The sequence below is a fragment of the Thermodesulfovibrio aggregans genome, from assembly GCF_001514535.1.
Classification (GTDB): Bacteria; Nitrospirota; Thermodesulfovibrionia; order Thermodesulfovibrionales; family Thermodesulfovibrionaceae; genus Thermodesulfovibrio; species Thermodesulfovibrio aggregans.
In genome coordinates, this window is record NZ_BCNO01000001.1 from 783,693 (window position 1) to 802,272 (window position 18,580).

General features: G+C 32.8%; 19 protein-coding genes. 11 read left to right on the forward strand and 8 right to left on the reverse strand.

The annotated features are described in order from the left end of the window. Positions 1-2: 2 nt before the first annotated feature. Positions 3-1,715: an ABC transporter permease gene (locus tag TAGGR_RS03945; RefSeq protein ID WP_059176049.1), complete on the reverse strand. Its 1,713-nt coding sequence runs from the start codon at positions 1,713-1,715 to the stop codon at positions 3-5. A 171-nt stretch (positions 1,716-1,886) separates the two neighbouring features. On the opposite strand from TAGGR_RS03945, the gene TAGGR_RS03950 reads away from it, so the two are divergent. From TAGGR_RS03950 to prxU, 8 genes are all read left to right on the forward strand, one after another. Beyond that, entirely contained in the window at positions 1,887-2,468 is a 582-nt protein-coding gene (locus TAGGR_RS03950) for a helix-turn-helix transcriptional regulator (protein ID WP_059176050.1), read from the forward strand. A 150-nt stretch (positions 2,469-2,618) separates the two neighbouring features. Beyond that, on the forward strand, positions 2,619-3,158 hold the full coding sequence (locus tag TAGGR_RS03955) for a hypothetical protein (protein WP_059176051.1): 540 nt from the start codon (positions 2,619-2,621) through the stop codon (positions 3,156-3,158). An 84-nt stretch (positions 3,159-3,242) separates the two neighbouring features. Beyond that, on the forward strand, positions 3,243-3,803 hold the full coding sequence (locus tag TAGGR_RS03960; protein ID WP_059176052.1) for a hypothetical protein: 561 nt from the start codon (positions 3,243-3,245) through the stop codon (positions 3,801-3,803). 10 nt (positions 3,804-3,813) lie between these two features. Continuing rightward, on the forward strand, positions 3,814-4,203 hold the full coding sequence (locus TAGGR_RS03965; protein WP_059176053.1) for a hypothetical protein: 390 nt from the start codon (positions 3,814-3,816) through the stop codon (positions 4,201-4,203). Further along, on the forward strand, positions 4,196-4,585 hold the full coding sequence (locus TAGGR_RS03970) for a CsgE family curli-type amyloid fiber assembly protein (RefSeq protein ID WP_082673545.1): 390 nt from the start codon (positions 4,196-4,198) through the stop codon (positions 4,583-4,585). The genes TAGGR_RS03965 and TAGGR_RS03970 overlap by 8 nt, the downstream gene beginning before the upstream one ends. Positions 4,586-4,603: 18 nt before the next feature. Further along, entirely contained in the window at positions 4,604-5,011 is a 408-nt protein-coding gene (locus tag TAGGR_RS03975; protein WP_059176055.1) for a curli assembly protein CsgF, read from the forward strand. Positions 5,012-5,025: 14 nt separating this feature from the next. Continuing rightward, complete coding sequence (locus TAGGR_RS03980) at positions 5,026-5,967, forward strand: CsgG/HfaB family protein (protein WP_082673546.1); 942 nt, start codon at positions 5,026-5,028, stop codon at positions 5,965-5,967. Positions 5,968-6,153: 186 nt separating this feature from the next. Beyond that, positions 6,154-6,876: a thioredoxin-dependent peroxiredoxin gene (gene prxU / locus TAGGR_RS03990; RefSeq protein ID WP_269083321.1), complete on the forward strand. Its 723-nt coding sequence runs from the start codon at positions 6,154-6,156 to the stop codon at positions 6,874-6,876. 62 nt (positions 6,877-6,938) lie between these two features. On the opposite strand, the gene TAGGR_RS03995 is transcribed toward prxU, so the two are convergent. From TAGGR_RS03995 to TAGGR_RS04010, 4 genes are all read right to left on the reverse strand, one after another. Continuing rightward, positions 6,939-7,658 carry a DUF4197 domain-containing protein gene (locus TAGGR_RS03995; RefSeq protein ID WP_059176058.1) on the reverse strand — a complete coding sequence of 240 codons (720 nt, stop codon included), beginning with the start codon at positions 7,656-7,658 and terminating at the stop codon, positions 6,939-6,941. Positions 7,659-7,722: 64 nt separating this feature from the next. Next, a complete protein-coding gene (locus TAGGR_RS04000) occupies positions 7,723-10,227 on the reverse strand; it encodes a cellulose synthase subunit BcsC-related outer membrane protein (RefSeq protein WP_059176059.1) in 2,505 nt (834 codons plus the stop codon). Further along, positions 10,224-11,264, reverse strand: coding sequence for a family 8 glycosyl hydrolase (locus TAGGR_RS04005; RefSeq protein ID WP_059176060.1), 1,041 nt, complete (start codon positions 11,262-11,264; stop codon positions 10,224-10,226). Before TAGGR_RS04005 ends, TAGGR_RS04000 begins: the two co-directional genes overlap by 4 nt. Then, entirely contained in the window at positions 11,248-12,561 is a 1,314-nt protein-coding gene (locus tag TAGGR_RS04010; protein ID WP_059176061.1) for a cellulose biosynthesis cyclic di-GMP-binding regulatory protein BcsB, read from the reverse strand. Before TAGGR_RS04010 ends, TAGGR_RS04005 begins: the two co-directional genes overlap by 17 nt. Positions 12,562-12,793: 232 nt before the next feature. Here TAGGR_RS04010 and TAGGR_RS04015 point away from each other — a divergent pair, with 232 nt between their 5' ends. Further along, positions 12,794-13,396 (forward strand): IS256 family transposase, encoded by a 603-nt coding sequence (locus TAGGR_RS04015; protein WP_059175833.1) that lies wholly within the window; start codon positions 12,794-12,796, stop codon positions 13,394-13,396. A 2-nt stretch (positions 13,397-13,398) separates the two neighbouring features. Here the strand turns inward: TAGGR_RS04015 and TAGGR_RS04020 are convergent, their stop codons facing one another. Beyond that, complete coding sequence (locus TAGGR_RS04020) at positions 13,399-14,187, reverse strand: cellulose biosynthesis cyclic di-GMP-binding regulatory protein BcsB (RefSeq protein ID WP_059176062.1); 789 nt, start codon at positions 14,185-14,187, stop codon at positions 13,399-13,401. After that, positions 14,160-16,169: a glycosyltransferase family 2 protein gene (locus tag TAGGR_RS04025; RefSeq protein ID WP_059176063.1), complete on the reverse strand. Its 2,010-nt coding sequence runs from the start codon at positions 16,167-16,169 to the stop codon at positions 14,160-14,162. Before TAGGR_RS04025 ends, TAGGR_RS04020 begins: the two co-directional genes overlap by 28 nt. Before the next feature lie 356 nt (positions 16,170-16,525). Between TAGGR_RS04025 and TAGGR_RS04030 the strand changes: the two genes are divergently transcribed. Both TAGGR_RS04030 and TAGGR_RS04035 read left to right on the forward strand, forming a co-directional pair. Beyond that, positions 16,526-17,527: an ABC transporter substrate-binding protein gene (locus TAGGR_RS04030; protein ID WP_059176064.1), complete on the forward strand. Its 1,002-nt coding sequence runs from the start codon at positions 16,526-16,528 to the stop codon at positions 17,525-17,527. A 224-nt stretch (positions 17,528-17,751) separates the two neighbouring features. Next, positions 17,752-18,219, forward strand: a complete 468-nt coding sequence (locus TAGGR_RS04035; protein ID WP_153000440.1) for a hypothetical protein — start codon at positions 17,752-17,754, stop codon at positions 18,217-18,219. On the opposite strand, the gene TAGGR_RS10620 is transcribed toward TAGGR_RS04035, so the two are convergent. Beyond that, a partial coding sequence (locus TAGGR_RS10620; protein ID WP_173636695.1) for a transposase occupies positions 18,203-18,580 on the reverse strand: 378 nt, incomplete at its 5' end. The genes TAGGR_RS04035 and TAGGR_RS10620 overlap by 17 nt on opposite strands.

Genomic DNA, 18,580 nt, shown 5'->3' on the forward strand with positions numbered 1-18,580 from the left:
TTCTAATCCAGAGTATATTTATTTTTAGCTAAAATAAAAAGTCTTTTCCAAAGAAATCTATTTATACAAACAACAATCATGGACATAAAGCATGTGGAGAATAGTAAAAGTCCAAAATTTCCAGAAGCAGAAGATTGACTTATCAATGCACCAAGTCCTGTGGTATGGATAATTTCACCACCAAAAGAAACATATTCACTTACAATTGTGGCATTCCATGCTCCTCCGCTTGCAGTAATCAGTCCTGTAATAAGATAGGGAAAAATTCCTGGAAGTATAAGGGTTTTCCATCTTCTGAATCCTTTAATTCCATAAGCTCGAGAGATATCAATTAAGTCTTTTGGAATAGCGCTTGCTCCAGCAATTATGTTAAAAAGAAGATACCACTGGGTTCCAAGAAGCATAAGAAATATAGCACCTATATCGAGTCCTCCACCAAGTTTAATTAGAAACAAGAGTATAACAGGAAAAACTGCTGTGGCAGGCACACTTGCTGCTATCTGAACAATTCCTTGCAGGATTTTGGCAGCTTTAGGATTCAATCCAATGTAAACACCAACTGGAAGAGTCCATGCAAGAGCAATTAATAGAGCCACTGAAACTCTCAACAATGAATAAAAGGAGGCTTTTATTATGGTTATGATATCATTTAGATTGACTGATAAAAATAGATAAGAAGACTTAAAAAGAGCCCATATAATTGCTATAAAGATAACTATTAAAGAGGCAATTCCTAAGAGTTTGCTTAAATTATTAATAAATGTATTTTCCGAAAAAGCAAATTTTCTATAACTTAATTTTTCTATTTTATTAATCGTACTACTGATAAATTCTCCAAATTTTTTAATAAAAACAGAACCCGAAAAGAGATTAAGTACAAAAGATTCTCTTTCATCTTCTGGAGGGACAGATTCCAGTCTAAATCTCTGAGACCAGACAATAAGAGGTCTCCATACAAAAAGGTCAAGAATAATTATCAAAACTATCATTGTGCCAAGTCCGTAGATCACACACTCAATGTTTCCCTGGTTTGCTGCTGTTTGAATATAAGATCCAATTCCTGGAAGACGAAAATCTTTATCTTCAAGGATGAACATCTCACATGCCATAAGAAAAAACCACCCTCCTGCCACACTCATCATGCTGTTCCAGATGAGTCCTATTGCGCTGAAGGGAAGATCAAGTCTTAAAAATTTTGAAAACTTGTTCATTTTAAAAACTTTCACTACTTCTCTTAATTCCTTTGGAATTGTATTTATTGAGTGATAAAAGCTAAAAGTCATATTCCATACCTGTCCAGTAAAAATAAGAAGAACACAGGCAAGTTCAAGCCCAATTCTTTTTCCCGGGAAGAGAGCTATCATTGCTAAGACAACACCCGGCAAAAAAGAAAGCACAGGAATGGATTGAAGAATATCAAGAAGGGGAATCATTATCTTTTCATGCAGCTTACTTCTTGAAGCTGTATATCCATACCATATAGAAAATAATAGTGAAAGTATATAGGCTGAAAAAATTCTTGCGAGAGACTGAATTGCATAGGCTGGAATATTTGACGGGTTGAGATTTATCTCTACTGTTCTGTCATAGGGTGTGCTCCATTGAGAGGCAATATATATAACAAAAGATAGAATTACCAAAATAAAGAAAAAGACAACCATATCAATTGCCCGTATTTTGAATGTTTCAGCAGGAATAGAAACAGGTATCTTCATTTTAAGCTCCCTTTTAGAAAAAATCTTAAAATTATAAAACAATTTAAAAGGTATTTACCATAAAATTGTTAAGCATCAATACAAATTTGAAATATTGTTTAAAATTTCAAAACTAAAGGTTTAAATCTTAAGTTGGTTGTTATACATCAGTAAATTAATTATAATTTAAATATGGTAATCCTGATAAAAATAAAATCTAAACTTTTAAATGATGCTCTATGTCAATATGTTGAGAGTGTTAGTGATATTGAAATCCTCTCTGAGTCTGAAAGTATTAAATCTACACCAGATATAGTAGTAACAGATATTCATAACTTAACAGAAGACTTAGTGAATAAATATTCAAAATCTAAATTTTTACTTCTTGATACAGGGATCAAAAATGAAGATCTTGTATTTTGCCTCATTAAATATAAACTAAGAGGAATATTTTCTTATAACTTTGGTATTGAACAATTTATAAAGGCGTTAAAAGTTATCGCCCAGGGTCAAACTTGGATAAGTAATAATTTGGTGCAGGCTCTTATAAATAGAGAATTTGGAGATGAAAATAAAATTGGAAAAATTAAATTTACAGATAAAGAAAGTGAAATTATTCAATATGTTTGTGAAGGTTTATCAAATAAGGAAATAGCTAAAAATTTGTTTATTAGCGAACAAACAGTAAAATCACATTTACACAAAATCTTTGCAAAATTAGACATAAAAAATAGATCCCAATTAATCAAACTTTACATTTACAACTCTCGTTAGATATCTATATTTTATCCTTAGTTCAATCGTTAGTTACTTAAAAATGACCATGTGATTAATAGCTTTATATCTGGATATTAGTGTAATCTTAAACCAAGAACAGGCTCAGCACAGAGCATAAAAACTTAGAAAAGAAAGGAGGTGAAAGACATGACAAAGCTTACAAAAATTATTTTAGCATTAGTACTAATTCTTGGTATTCCAGCAATGAGTATGGCAACATGTTCAAACTGTAATACATGTGGTTCAAGTGGATATTATGGTTGTACTGAAGCAGAAATAACTCAGGTTGGAGGTTTTAACCAGGCTTCTATTGAACAGAGTGGAGGTTCATGGGCTTCCAATTTGGCAGTTATCGATCAGAATGGAATAGGTAATAAGGGCTCTATAGTTCAGGGAAATTTTGCTGACCATAATAAGGCCATGATTAACCAAGAAGGATGGAATAATCAGGCAAGTATTAATCAGCAAGGATTTTTTGCTGACTATAATGCAGCCTTTGTTACACAGGAAGGGTTTGGCAACAAAGCCTCTGTTGATCAGTATAGTTCTCATAATTTAGCTTCTATAGGTCAGAATGGAATGTGCAATACAGCATCAATTTCCCAGGGAACTATGGGAGGTTCTAATTATACTGGTACAATATCACAGACAGGATTTGCCAATGCAGCATCAATTCTCCAGAAGTAATTTTTACATAATTTTAGTCAATCTGTGCTGAGTGTTTTCGGGGCGGACAAAATCCGCCCCATTTATTAAAAGGAGGTAGTTGAAATGAAAGCGAAAGAGATTTTAGCATCTTGTCTAATCTTAGTTCTACCCGTTATAACACATGCATTTGATTGCGGTTATGATGGATATAAAGGCTGTGCAACAGCTCAGATTGAACAGATAGGATTTAATAATGAAGCTAATATTGAAACATCAGGTATTAATAAAGAATCTATAGTGCAAGAAGGTTTTGAAAATAATGCAGTAATTAAACAGATTTTTGCTCTATTTGGAAATTATGCAAGTATTTTACAGTTCGGATATAGAAATTCAGCTTACCAAAACCAGACTGGTATAAATAATTATGTATATGCAGAGCAAGTAGGTTCATTTAACAGTATAGTTCAAAATCAAAGTGGAAATGGTAATATTGCAACAGCCAAACAATTTGGTGTGGGGAATACGGCAGTACAGAATCAATATACATCATTTAATTCAGCTTCTGTTGTTCAGATTGGTTTTTACAACAGGGCATATCAATTTCAGGGGTTAACAGGAACAACAGGGAATAAGAGTAATTTAACCCAGATCGGGTATGGTGTTTTGAATATAATTATTCAGTGAGAATATAGTGATGAAAGATTTGTTTTGTTTAATTGGAACAGTGTTGATTTCCGTCTCACTTTTTTCTAACTCTTTTGGGGAAGAAAAGAAAGAATATGAAGCATGGCTTGTGAAGGAAATCGTTAATTCTAACTTAATAATCAAGGCATGCTGCAAGAATAATACAGCAGAAGAGACAAAACTCATATTGAAAATAACAGCTGAAAAAAAAGGTAAAGCTGGCACAAGCAGAAGTATTCAGTCAAATGTAGTTTTATTAAAGGCTAAAGAAAAAAAATGCGACTCTCAAATTGTTTTTAACCTCTTAGAGTATGATAATTACAATATAATTCTTGAAGCCTATAAAGACAATAACTTGATTGCAAGAGATTTTATTGTGAAAGGTAACAAAAGTGATTAGGCAATTACAAATATTTTTATGTGTAACATTATTGCTTATACTTAGCTTTTCTGTATCTTCAGCCCAGATACAAGGATTAATTATTGATAAAACAAAGACCAAAATTGGAAGAGATTTTTACGAACTCTTTTATCTTACATTAGAACCTTTAATGGGTATTGACGGCAAGTTTGATATTACTGTGGATGAAATAGTAGACCCTCAATTTGGTAGCAGAGTGACAGTTTCAATTAATGACAATGTTGTATATCAAAACTTTGTAAGTTCAAGATATGATGATATAGAAGAAAAAGTTAAAGAAGCAACTCAGATAGTTAATTATTTTTTTCAAAACTGGAAAGAATACGAGAAATATTTAGAGGAAGAAAACAAAATTAGATAGAAAAAGGAGGAGAATAAAATGAAACTATTAAGTGTTATAGCTGCATTAATTTTGTTTGTTTTTATTACTTGCGAAGCAAATTGCAGTGAATTAATCTTTCAGTTTGTAAGCCCGTCTTTTGGAGGGAATCCACTGAATGGTTCTTTTCTACTACAGCAGGCACAACTTCAAAACAAATTTAAAGAAAAAACGGAAGAGAAACCTCTTCTTGAACAATTTGAACCAATGTATCAGGCTCAATATTTAAGTGCTATACTTGACGAGGCATATAAAAATAATGGCGCAAATTTAGTAGACGGAACTTATGTAATAGGTGGACTAACTGTAAATGTTACAAAGGATTCAGTAAACCGTGTAATTACATTATTAGTTTCTGATCCTTCAACAGGCAGACAGACCACTTTTCAAATACCTTATACGCCTTAGAGGAGGAAAATGCAATGTTTAGATTAAAAAATTTCAAGCTTTTATTGATAATATTTATTCCTCTACTTTTCTTCGGATGCATGGCCATAACTCCGAACAATGCATCACTGAGAGCAACAAGTGGACCTGAATATATAACATCAATTCATAAAGACCTTATATCTTTACCAAAGCCTGAAAAACCTATCCCTGTTGCAGTATATAAATTTCGTGATCAGACAGGTCAATATAAAGCACCGGGAAATGCTACAAATTTCTCTACTGCAGTTACTCAAGGTGCTACTTCAATACTGATAAAAGCACTTGAAGATAGTGGCTGGTTTATCCCTGTAGAGAGAGAAGGATTAGCTAATCTTCTTCAGGAAAGAAAAATCGTGCTTCAGATGAGAGACCTTTATCTTACAGAAGAACAGAAGAAAAACTTTGAACCTCTTCCACCACTTCTTTATGCAGGTATTCTCTTTGAAGGAGGAATAATAGGTTATGATTCTAATGTAACGACAGGAGGAATAGGGGCAAAATACTTTGGTGCTGGAGGTTCTGCAGAGTACAGAGTTGACAGGGTAACCGTATATTTGAGAGCAGTTTCTGTAAAAAATGGAGCTGTTTTGAAAACCGTACAAACTTCAAAAACTGTTTTGTCTCAAATGTTGTCTTTAGGAATTTTTAGATTTGTAAGACTTAACCGATTATTAGAAGCTGAAGCAGGTATAGCAGCAAATGAACCTGTTGAAATGGCTGTTCAGGAAGCCATTGAAAAAGCAGTATATGACATGATAATAGAAGGCGTTAAGATGGGGATTTGGGGACCTAAGGATCAGAAAGAATTTGAAAAATGGCTGACAAAGTATGAAACTGAACTTAAAGAAAAAGATTATATATCAACTGAAAGAGCATCTGATTCATCTAAAACTAAAGACTCAACAGATATTGGTAAAAAAGTTTTTCAATATTAATATTTAATGGGGTAAGTATCTTTATAGACTTACCCCATTTTATCCAATTACTTTCATTTTTTATTCTCTCACAGCCATTGTTGTAATTAGTTTATATAGATAAAAACTATTAATATTTTTCATGTTGCAAATTTTGCCTATAATTGATATAATCCAAAAAAATTAGAGAAGGAGGTGAGATACTATATGCCCGAAGAATTAAAAGTTGGTTGTGCAAGACCTACAGGTGGTCCTGTAGGGGAAGAACCATTAAAGAAAGAATCTGATGAAGTTTCAACAAAAGAGAAGGAGGTGAAAAGTATGATTATGGTGGGTAGAAAAGCACCAGATTTTATAGCTCCTGCCTATTACAAGGGCAAATTCGTTAATGTTAAACTCTCTGATTATCTTGGTAAATGGGTTTTATTATGTTTTTATCCAGGAGATTTTACCTTTGTTTGAGCTACAGAAATTTCAGCAGTTGCTGAAAAATACAATGAATTCAAAAAGCTTGGTGTTGAAGTATTATCAATGAGTATTGATAGCATATTTGTTCATAAAATGTGGAATGACCATGAATTAAGTAAAATGGTTAAAGGCGGAGTTCCCTTCCCCATGTTATCAGATGCTGGAGGGAAAGTAGGTACAATATACGGAGTTTATGATGAAAACGCAGGAGTTGAGACAAGGGGAAGATTTATTATAGATCCAGACGGAGTTATTCAGGGATATGAAATTCTTACCCCTCCTGTTGGAAGAAATGTGCTTGAAACTATAAGACAAATACAGGCTTTTCAACATGTAAGAAAGTCAAAAGGTACAGAAGCAACTCCTTCAGGATGGAAACCAGGGAAAGCTACTTTAAAACCCGGTCCAGACCTTGTTGGAAAAGTTTGGGAAGTGTGGAAAACAAAAGAAGCCTTTGATTAATAAATACATTAATGTAAATTTGAGGGGATATTGTCTAAGGATATCCCCTTATTTTTTATAAATTACTCTCTACCGAATACTTTCCTCAAAAGCTCTGTTACTCTTGCAGCAGGATCTGTTCTGATCTTTTTTTCCTCTAAAGCTATCATATAAAAAAGACCGTCCAGAGCTTTGGTTGTGACATAATGGTCAAGGTCAAAGCTTTCTAAACCAGAAAAAGGAACAGCGGATATGTATTTTTCTGTCATGTTTTTATAAGCTCTTGTAGTTCCAACATCATTCATGCTTTTGGAAATTATTGGTTTAAAGGCTTCATAGAGTTTATCAAAGGTCTTTGACTTGAAATAATCTGTTGCTGCCGTATCTCCTCCATGTAAAATTTTAATAGCATCCTCTATTGTCATATCTTTTATTGCGGTAATAAAAATATCTTTTGCTTTTGGTGCTGCTTTTTCAGCTGCTCTATTCATACTTAAAATAAACTCATCAACCTCTTTCTGATAACCTATTTTACTTAATATGTTTGCTATATTCTGAATATTTTTTGGTAGCAGAATTTTGATTGCTTCGTTTTTGAAATATCCATCAACTTTTGAAACTGATAAAACTGCATTGTTTGTGCCGATAGATAAAGCTTCTTTAAGCCCTGCAATTGTTGTATCACTGTCTTCACGACTCTGCTGAGGCAACTGCACTCCTTTAAAAAAGTCCTCCAGAAAACTTGCCTCTACAGAGTTAATACAAAATAAAAGCAAAAATAGTGAAAAAATAGTTAGTCTCATAGCATACTCCTCAGGTTAATTTTTAAATACATCATACCATTTTCAAATTCAGACAAATTACTTCTCAGGGCATGAAATAATATATTAATCCCAAGCCTGCATTCCATTCATTATATCCGCCTGATACATTGCCCTTTCCATATGTAAAAAAGGATAAGTTTTTGTTAATATTCTTCCTAAATCTCACATCTATACTACCACCAATTTTTGATTTACTCTCACCTTCATAGTTACCTCTAATGTCATTAAGAGCTGATGCATTGAAATAGGAGTCACTGCCTGAAATTTTTGGATAATGGGGAGAGCTGTCAGTTCTGTAGTAAATGTATCCTGCTGATACCTTTATATCAAGGCTCAATCCACAACACTCTTTTATTTTGTATCTAAAAGTAGGACCTACCATGTGAAAAATTTGAGGGCTGAAATATCCTCCATGACCAAAGGTAAAGAAGTTGGTGTTTCTTCTAAAATGCTGAATAACATAAAAAATTCCCATGTCAAACTCTCTTGTTTCATCTATTGAAAAAGTTCTGCCAAAGCTCAGATTACCTTCCAGAGAGTAGTTTTCCCAGACATTTTTGCCCCAAAGATAATTAAACTCACCGTAAATTGAAAACCAGTATGGTGCTGGAATATTTAGATTTAAGCCTGACTGAACACCTGTTTTAATCACTCTACCCCATTTGTCATTACTATAAGGATCCTTCTGCCCCTGAATAGAAAGAATGGACTCCTGTACAGAGGATTGATGTAAATTTATCCAGAAATCTCTATAATCCAGATTGAGATTAAACAATGGCATGGCAGATACCGTTCCATTTAAAGGTGTTGTAGAAATAGACAGGTCGATATGGGGATAGCCCTCTTTCTCATAGCCTATTTCAGGTTGAATAAGCCATTTTGAATAAACAGGACTATTTTTTTGTGCCTGTCCATTAAGATAATTATAAAAAGTTCCCATATAGGGATTTTCACCTGCAGAGCCTGAACTTACATATCTTTGAATAATTCTAAAGCTTAGCTTTTGCCCTTCTCTCAGAGGATAGTAAAAAGATAAAGGCACGCTAAATTCCTTTAATCTGGAAAAGCCTTTATCTCCTGATTTAAATCTGTAAGAACCCTCAAATTCTAAATGAGGAAACTGTTCTTTAAAATAACAGGCTTTATCATTTAAGGAATCCACATGAGAAGCTAATACAGGAAAACCCTGCTTACAGTACCATTCGCCAGCCTTTTGTTTTGATATTGGATCATCAGCTTTTGCCAGTTTATTTACTGTTGAAAAAGCCTTTGAGTAATCTCTTTCACTGAGATTTTTATCAGCCCTTCTAATGTATGCATCTGCCTTAACAAGAGCAAGCTTTTCTGAATAAATACTGCTACTTTCAACTAAATGAATTAAGTCATCATCTTTCCCAAGAGCATTATAACAGTAGGCTATCCCGACAAGATAATCTTCATTTTCAGGTTCTTTTTTATTTAATTGAGAAAAAATACTCAATGCCTTTTCATACTGCCTTGTATTGTAGTAATGCCATGCTAATAAGGCTTTTGTTGAACTATCCTCAGGATCAATCTTAAGAATTTGCTCTGCTATTTTTTCAATCTCTAAAGAGGTAATCTCCAAGGAAGCAAGCTTTTTCCTGTAAAGGTCAAGCTTCAAAGAGGTTAACTTTTTTAAATAGTCTTGCTCTTCATGAGCTTTCTCCTCTTTTTCAACAGTTATCAACATTTCATCTACGCCTATTAAAGAAGATAGTTCATATAGTATACCTGCTCTTAGTTCAAGCGCGGCCTTGCAGGATAGTAATTTTTCCAGCACATCCCTTGCTTTTTCCTTCTCTTCAAATGGTTTTAATGCCTTTGCAATCTCAAAGAAAACCTCAGGGCTTAAGCATTCATTTAGATAATTTTCAATTTTCTCCAAAAATTCTAAAAGCACTCTTTTATCCCTGCTGCCCTCTATCTCTCTGAAACTCTTCTTTAGCTTTTCATTTCCTATAATTTTTAGAAATCTACTCTTATCCTCTTCATTTAGCTTAACTGCATATTTCTCTGCCTCAGAAAACTTTTGCTTTATAAGTAATATCTCAACCATGTTTTTAACAACTTCCTCTTGTTTGTAATCTTTGCTGTAAAGGTATTCAAAGTTTTCAAAGGCTTCATCGTGCAAATTGAGATTTTTAAGACTATAGGCAAAACCAAGCCTTGCAGATAGTGCAATATCCCTATGCGATGAGTTTAAAAGAGTTTTAAATCTCTCCGAAGCTTCGTTAAATTTACCATCTTCGTACAGTTTCCATGCCTTTTTCAAAGCTAAACTCTCTGATATTCTTGTTTCAATTTTTTTCATTATCGGCTCAGCTTTAGGTTTTTCTATGATTACTTTTCTCTCTGTTTTTATACTTTCTTCTTTTGATGGTAATTTTTCAGTCTCCATAGGACTCTGATAAACCTTTGATTCATCTCCAAACTTTTCAATCTTAAGAATATTTTCCTGTTTTCCCTCTTGAGAGTAAAGATCACTAACCATTAAAAAAATCAATAAAAAACAAAATAGTGCTTTCATCTCTCCTCCTCTTTAAGCACTATCAGGGAAAGGGTATAGGAATAATAGTTTTTCTCCTCTTCTAATTTTTTTAATCCTCTGCTTTTTAATGCCTCAGCCAGCTCATTTTTACCAAGTTTTTTTGCCAGAGCTGATACTATTAGATAATGCATTGCCATTCCATCCTGCGATGAAATCTTTTCTTCTTTAAGGTCAATGTCTTGAGGAACATAGTTAACATTCTCAATTAAACTGAGGAATTTCTTGAATTTCCCCACAATTCGCCATTCATCTGCCATTACTGAATAAAGTAATACTCTGATTGCCTCAAAGCCAAAGGTATTTGTTTTTTCAGAGAAAATGGAGATATCGTTGTTTTTTAAAATTATCCAGTCAGGAGGAAGCCCGTATTGTCCAAAACTGATTTTTTCAAGAAAACTTACACTTTCAGAATAAAAATTTTCCCAGAAATTTCTCTCCTCAACTTTAGCAAAAACCTTATAGGCAGGAAGAACATAATAAGAGGGATTTAAAATTAATGAGTCTTCTCTGTAAAAGCCATAGTATCCGGGTAAAAGATATAAGTTGTCATCTTTTTTTACTATGAGAAACTCCCTTATGTCTCTGATAATCTTTTTGGCTTCCTCTAAGTATTCGGACTTGCCCCATCTTTTACCAGCAAGACATAAAGCATAGGCAATGAGGCTATCGCCATCAGTAGCATTGTTATAGTCTAATACAGTCCATTTGCCTGATATATGTTTCCCCCAACTCCATGCAAGAAGATTGTCACCTTTTCTCGTTTGAAGATTAAACTTTGTCCATTTCCAGACTTTTTCAAAGGTTTCTCTGTCATCAAATAAAACACTAAGCAGTAATCCATATCCCTGTCCTTCTGAATGGCTTATAGAGTTGTTCTGTAAGTCAAGGATTCTTCCATCATCTGAGATGAAAGTTTTTTTATAATAATTCCACCTTTCAGAAAGCATGTCTGCAAATGTCAGTTCACAGAATAAAAGAATCATAAAAATCAAAAGTAACCTATCTTTCGCTTTCACCAACTCTTTTCCTCTTGAAATTTTTAAGTGCTCTATAAATAAAGTAGGCTAAAATTAATATTATGATGACTATTAAAATTGTAAAAATCACTGGATGAGCATAAATCCATACACTCAATGATGAGAAAAATCCAATTTTACCCACATAATAGACTTTATCAGAATAGTAGGAAGAAATAGTCTCTCCAGGACTTTGAGGATCAAAAACTGTTAATGCTCCAGCAGCCTTACCACTCACTGAAGGCTCCCATAGAGAGTTAACTACCCTTGCAAGTGACTCTGTGTCAGAGGCTGTTACAATCAAAACAGTATTTCTGCTTTTATGAGGCGATTCAAGCTCTGAAATAACAGCCCATTTGCCTTCTTCTTTTCCAGAAAAACTAATCTGTGACTTACTATACATAAATTCTGATTTTGATTTAAGAATTGGAAAGATATTTCCAATAAATGAACGGAGTTTTACATTCAGACTTGACTCACCCTTTTCAAAATGCTTCACAAGATAATATACAAAACTTCCACCCTCCTGGATTTGAATTCCTGCACCTTTAAGATATTCCTTTGGAATTTTTGAGAAAGAACCTACAATTATAATGTTCTTATTAGTTAACTTGTTTTTATCATAGGAAATCTTAATCTTAAAAGGAATATATCCTGCTTTTTGAGCTGAGAGAGCTATTAGATTTATGGCAGAAGATAATGTATCACTGTCATTTTCTGTAATCAAAACTCCGGTGTTGCTGAAATCTGATGGTTTTGAAAATGGAAAACCATCGATGAAAAAGAGTGATATATCAGGCATTGCTGTCCATGATGGTGTAGAGGGAATTGATATTTTTGAGTCTTCAAAAATAGTAAGTTGAAGATTCTCTGTCTGAACAAACTCGCAGTAGCCTGTTATAAGAGGAGATAAAACTGATGTAAAAGTAATTACATTGTATCCTGGCTTAAATAAACTTAAAGGTACATCTATGAGATAGTTTCTTATAAGTCCTCCTTTGATATTATCAAGATGGATTGATGCTACATATTTACCATTTATCTGAATATTTAGGGTACTATCCTTTCTCATTCCACTTCCATAGCTGAAGTTAATTTTTAGAGATAAAAAAGAATTAGGTTTGAGAAATACATAGGAAGGTAACTTAAAGTCAAGAGATGTTGATTTTGCACCCACTCCCTTAAAGTTGGTTGTAAAAAATCCTACATCTTTAAATGAATATTCATATCCAGGTAATAATACTCCCTTGCCTGAAGGTGGAATTTGAGGTGATATTTTTACATCATCTATTTTCATTGATTTTGTCTTAGGAAAAGGAAAATTTAATGAGGCAAATGCATAGACGGCCTTTTGTAATTCATCAGAGTTGTCTCCCTTAATAATTATATAGGCGTGATAGGGATCATCACTGTAGTTTATGATTTGGTAGTGTAAAATTTTTTATGTGTAAAATTGACAGAGCAATAAAAGAGGGTGTATCCTCCATTAAATTAACCAAAAATCAAACAAAGAAAGGAGGAATACATCCATGAAAGAAAAACCTTTAACTAATTTAAGATTACCAGATTTATGGAAAGAATTCAACAGTAATTTTAATGAATCTTTCTGGGAAGAATTTGAACAAAAAATGAAGTTAATGAAGAAAAAGTTTATTGAATTAGCATTACAAGAGGAGATAACAGCACTTACAGGGGCTCAAAAATATGAAAGAACCCCAGAGAGAGTTTACCGTAGGAATGGATACTGGAAGAGATACATAATCCTGAAAGATGAAAAGGAATGTCTTTTTGAAGCTAAGAAAATATATAGTGCAGAGAATTTAAGAGAGGCAAAGAGAAACTTTCAGTTATGGGAGAGCAAGTGGGGTAGACTTTATCCTAAAGCAGTAGAGTGTATAAGGAAGAACTGGGAGCAATTGACAGCTTTTTACAAGACTCCGAAGAGTTTATGGAAGAAGTTAAGAACAACAAACATAATAGAGAGGGCATTTAGGGAAGTAAGGCGAAGAACGAGAACTATGAGTTGTTTTAATAATGTTGAAAGTATTGAAAGAATAATTTTTGCAGTGATAAGCCATTTAAACGAAAAATGGAGGAATACACCTATTTATGAATTTACACAAAATTATTGACATTACCTTATGATTTTCAGAATACTTCCTTTTTCTAATACATCTCCTGTTAGAGATTTAACAAATTCACCATTGCCAAGAATTACATTGTCAACACCCTTTTTTATGCTATCTGAGATTGTGAAGTTCACAGCTCTGTATTCAAATCTCAGTGCAATGGAAGAAGCAACGATTGATGCCATTTCAAGAGTTTCTTCTTTTTTATCTCCAATGACTATATTTACTTCATTTTTACCAAAGATTTTTGAATCAAAAAGAAAATCACTTATAGCAGATAGATTTTCAGGCACTTTTTTCAGTGATATATCAAAATCAAAGGAAGATTTGTCAAATTCAAGGGTTGTCCACAGTTCTGGAGATGAAGGGTCTTCACATTCAAGGGTATAATGATGGGCAACAGTAAAGTTTAATTCATTGTAACCCTTTTTTAAAAGATTAATTGGAAGATTAATTGATGCCTTACCCTGAGGAAGTTGAGGATTTAAAGTAATCTGAGCAATAGGATGCTCGTTTAGCCATACTACAAGTCTTGAGCGGTTCTGCAACAAAGCAGAAGAATTAACATAGGAAAGATTAAGAACAGCACTTTTTACCTGCCATCTTTCTGGAATAGGAATTTTTACCTTTATGTGATTGGAAGAGCCCATCAGTGTAGTTGTATTAACAGGAACGAGTTTGGAAAAGGGAACATTTAGTTTAAAGTTTTCCTGGGAATAGACAGTTGTTGAAGATAAAATAATACATAATATAGATAGGATTAAAATTACTTTAAAAATCCGTATCCTTTCCATAAAACCCCCAATTTTTTATAGTTTTTTATCTCTGAAAACAAAAATTTTATCAATCCTTTCATATTTCTACCCATAGCTATAAATCCTGTTTTAAGTAGATAAAGAAAGCCAGATACTATGCCTCTTGCTCTTTCTCTACTTTCCCAGAAATTTTCCCATCTGCCACTGTCACCATAGATATATTTAACTATCTTGCTCTCTTCCGTGCTCTCATGAAAACTGACTCCCAAAGTGATCAATTTTTCTTCAATGTTAAATCTTTTTACAACTGTTAAAAATCTGAACTCTTCACCGTAACTATTCCATGTTACTATTTCAATTTTTGTATTTATTTCAGGGACAAAATCTTTATCTTCAACTGTTAAAGCTAATCCACCAAGAGAAATATCAATTATGTTAGCTTTAAAACTTTTTAATTTGTCTGGGATAATTAACAAAGCTTGCTCTTTTGTTGATATTCTGTGAAATCGCCTTATCTGTCTTAATTCATATAGAGCACCTATGCAGGCTATGATCATAGATAAATTAAAGACTGTCCAGGATATACATACTGCAACTGCACCTCTTTCAAGGGGTGAATATATCCATTTGTTAACACCTGCATAAATTCCCAATATGCATAAAGCAAGTAAAACATAGAAAATTAATACTCTTCTGTTTACAACACTCTCTTTCAGGCTTACACCCTTTGGAGTAACTTTGAATGTTGGAGCTTTAGGATTAAGAATAGCACCAATTGTCGGCATTAGCAGGAAAAAACTCTGAGCTGTTTCAAAAACCTCTGAAAAGAATGGATGTCTCGCTTTTCCATATAGATAGTTTGAAATATTTAATGAACAGATAAGATGTGGAATAGCATAGGATAAAATCTGCTCAATTGATACATTATAAACCCTTAGGCTAAAGAAAAGATAAAACAAGGGAGCAAATATAAATATAACCCTTGCCAAACCAAAAAACCAGAAAATACAGTTATTTGTATAGCATAGCTTTTGATACCACTTAAGCCCCTTCTGTTTAAAAGGATTCTTAAGCATTAATATCTGAATCATACCCTGTGTCCATCTGCTTCTTTGAGTTATAAAGTCATCAAATGTTTCAGGAGAGAGTCCACATATAAGAGGTTTTCTAAGATAGGCACTTGTATATCCTTTACTATGAAGAGTCAGAGAAGTCTCTGCATCCTCAGTTATTGTTTTTCCTGAAAATCCACCTGCTTCTTCTAAATACTTCCTTCTTAAAACAGCACCGGAACCACAGAAAAAGGAAGAATTCCAGAAATCAAGACCTCTATGAATTTCACTGTAAAACATCTCATTTTCTCCCGGTGCTTCTGCATAAGTGCCAAGGTTTCTCTCAATAGGTGTAGGATTTATAAAAAAGTGAGGTGTTTGCACCAGAAATAGTTTTTCATCCTTAAGGAAAAATCCCACTGTCTTTTCAAGAAAATCAGAGGTTGGTACATGGTCACAATCTAAAATAACAATTAAATCTCCACCCTTTTGAGGTGGAAGCCCACAAAAATACCACTCTGAACCTTTTGTATCTGAATCAGAATAGCCCTCTGAAGTAAGCCAGAGTGCGTTGTTGAGATTGCCAGCTTTTGCATGTTCATTTTTCTCTCTAGTTATGTAGTTTATCTTAAGTTCCTTGGCAAGATTTTTTAAGGTTTCGTATCTTTGCCATGCTTTAGCTCTTTTTTCTGGGTCTGGATCATTTCTTTTTTGAAGTGTTCCACCATCATCAAGAAGAAATATGTTAAGTTTGTCCTGAGGATATTTAATCTGTTTACAGGCTATTAATGTTGTTCTTATGATATCAATAGGTTCATTATAGGTAGGAATGAAGACATCTACTGTTGGAAGTAATTTTTTATCCTCGGGTAAAGAAGGCGGAGTTCTCTTTATTGGATGTATATTAACAAAAATACCAAGCATATAAATTATAATGGCATATGTTTCGGCAATATAAAGAGATAGCATGGCAAAGCTATCAAATACACCTGTGTAACCAATTGTGTGAAAAGTTCTAAAAATCCAGTATCTTAAAGTTAGAAAAACCCCTGTTGATAATATAAAACTCTTAATAATTCATTATCTTTTTTGCTGGTAAGTAAACAACTTAAAAATAGTAAACCATATGCCAAAACTGCCTGCTGAAATAAGTCAAGATAGATATAAGAAGCAAAAAGAATTAAGAGTGATGATATGAAAATTATAATCAAATCGCTAATTTTTAATTTCATATGCCGATTATATCAAATTTATGTTTATTTCACAAAAAATATTTTTTGAATATGTTTCTATTCACAAATTTAAAAAAATAGTAAAATATTTATATGTCAAGATTTTTAACTATACTTTTTATTTTCTTCATTTTTTATGGATGCTCAGAGCAGAAAACTGTTTTTATTCTTTCAAGCTATGATGATAAAGATGTATGCGGACAGCCACAGGTTGAAGGAGCAGTTGATGCATTAAAAAAAGAGAATAAAGATTTAAAAATAGACATAACTTATCTTAATTCGAGAAAAATTCAGAGAGAAGAACTTGAAAGTAGATGTAATGAATTCATAAAAAGGGTTGAATCTCAAAATACTACTTTAATTCTTACAACTGATGACGCAGCCTTTCAGTGTGTAGCAGAGCATTTAATGGGTAGTAAAATTCCTGTTGTATTTTCAGGAATAAATGTTACACCAGAACATTACAATGAAAAGTATCATTTTCTTGAAGGAAGAAAGCCTGTTAAAAACTTTACAGGTGTTTACGAAAGACTCTTTATTCCAAAACAGATTGAGCTTGTTGAAGTTCTATCTGGTAAGGTTGACAAAATTGCTGTTCTCTATTCAACTGATTTTATGGGAAATGCACTTAAAGAGCAGGTTATCTATGAACTTAAAAACTCGGATTTTAAAAACAGGCTAATTTTTTATCCTTTGGGAACTATTTCAGAATTAAATAAAGCTTTAGAAGAAATGAATAAAAGAAAGGATATTACTGCCTATTTTCCTTTCGTAATGTCCATAAAAGATGAGAAAGCTCTTACATTACAGGATGTCGCATCAATAATCACAGTCAAAATAAAAAAGATTGATCTGTCAGTTAATAAACAATTCGTAGATCTTGGCTTTTTTGGTGGATTTTCAGTTGATTTTTATCATATGGGATACAGAGCAGGTGAGATTGCTTCCTATATTTTAAAAACAGGTAACATTTCTGAGTTGAATGTGGAAGACGCAGACAGGTATGTGAGAATTATTAATTTGAAAAGAGCAAAGGATATAAATTTAAAACTTTCTGATAAACAAATATCAGTATTTGACGAAGTGATAAAATGAATGCTCAATTTTTTGATGATTTATCCAATTTTTTCAGGGTTTCTTTTCTCCTATTCCATTTAATAGTTTTTTATTACATTCTTTTCTGGCGAATCAAAATAGAACCTTATACGGATAAAAGAGTTATTAAATATTTTTTCACTGTACTTTTTTTAAATTTCACCCTAAATCTTTTTGTGTTTTTCAGGGAATATCTGGGAATTTTTTACTCATATTTATTTGGTTTGAATACCATTTTAATCGGAATAATAACTTTCTATGGATTTAATAAAGTACTGAATTTTAAGTTCTACTATCTTTTATTACCAATAATTCTTTTTGTTATCTTTATATTTCAAAGATACGACTTTTTGGCATTCTCTGGCATTATATTTATAGGTTTTGCTCATCTTCATTTATGGTACAAACAAAAAAGGTTAGCCTTAAATTTTTCTGATGTTATTCCTTCAATAATAAGAAAGGGGATGATACTGCCATTTATTCTCTTTGGTTTTTACTATATTTCTCTCTCTGTTTATGTAATTACACAACTTTTGATTTTTAATATTCTTGCAACAATTTTTGCTTTTATAAGTCTATTTCTTCGTATAATGTTTGTCTATGAAGAAAAATTCAAAACTTTTCTCTTGTATGTTTTTACTTTTACTTTTGCATCATCAGTTTTATTTGGTAATGTCAATAATTTTGTGTAAATTCATAAATAGGTGTATTCCTCCATTTTTCGTTTAAATGGCTTATCACTGCAAAAATTATTCTTTCAATACTTTCAACATTATTAAAACAACTCATAGTTCTCGTTCTTCGCCTTACTTCCCTAAATGCCCTCTCTATTATGTTTGTTGTTCTTAACTTCTTCCATAAACTCTTCGGAGTCTTGTAAAAAGCTGTCAATTGCTCCCAGTTCTTTCTTATGCACTCTACTGCTTTAGGATAAAGTCTACCCCACTTGCTCTCCCATAACTGAAAGTTTCTCTTTGCCTCTCTTAAATTCTCTGCACTATATATTTTCTTAGCTTCAAAAAGACATTCCTTTTCATCTTTCTTTCTAAGATA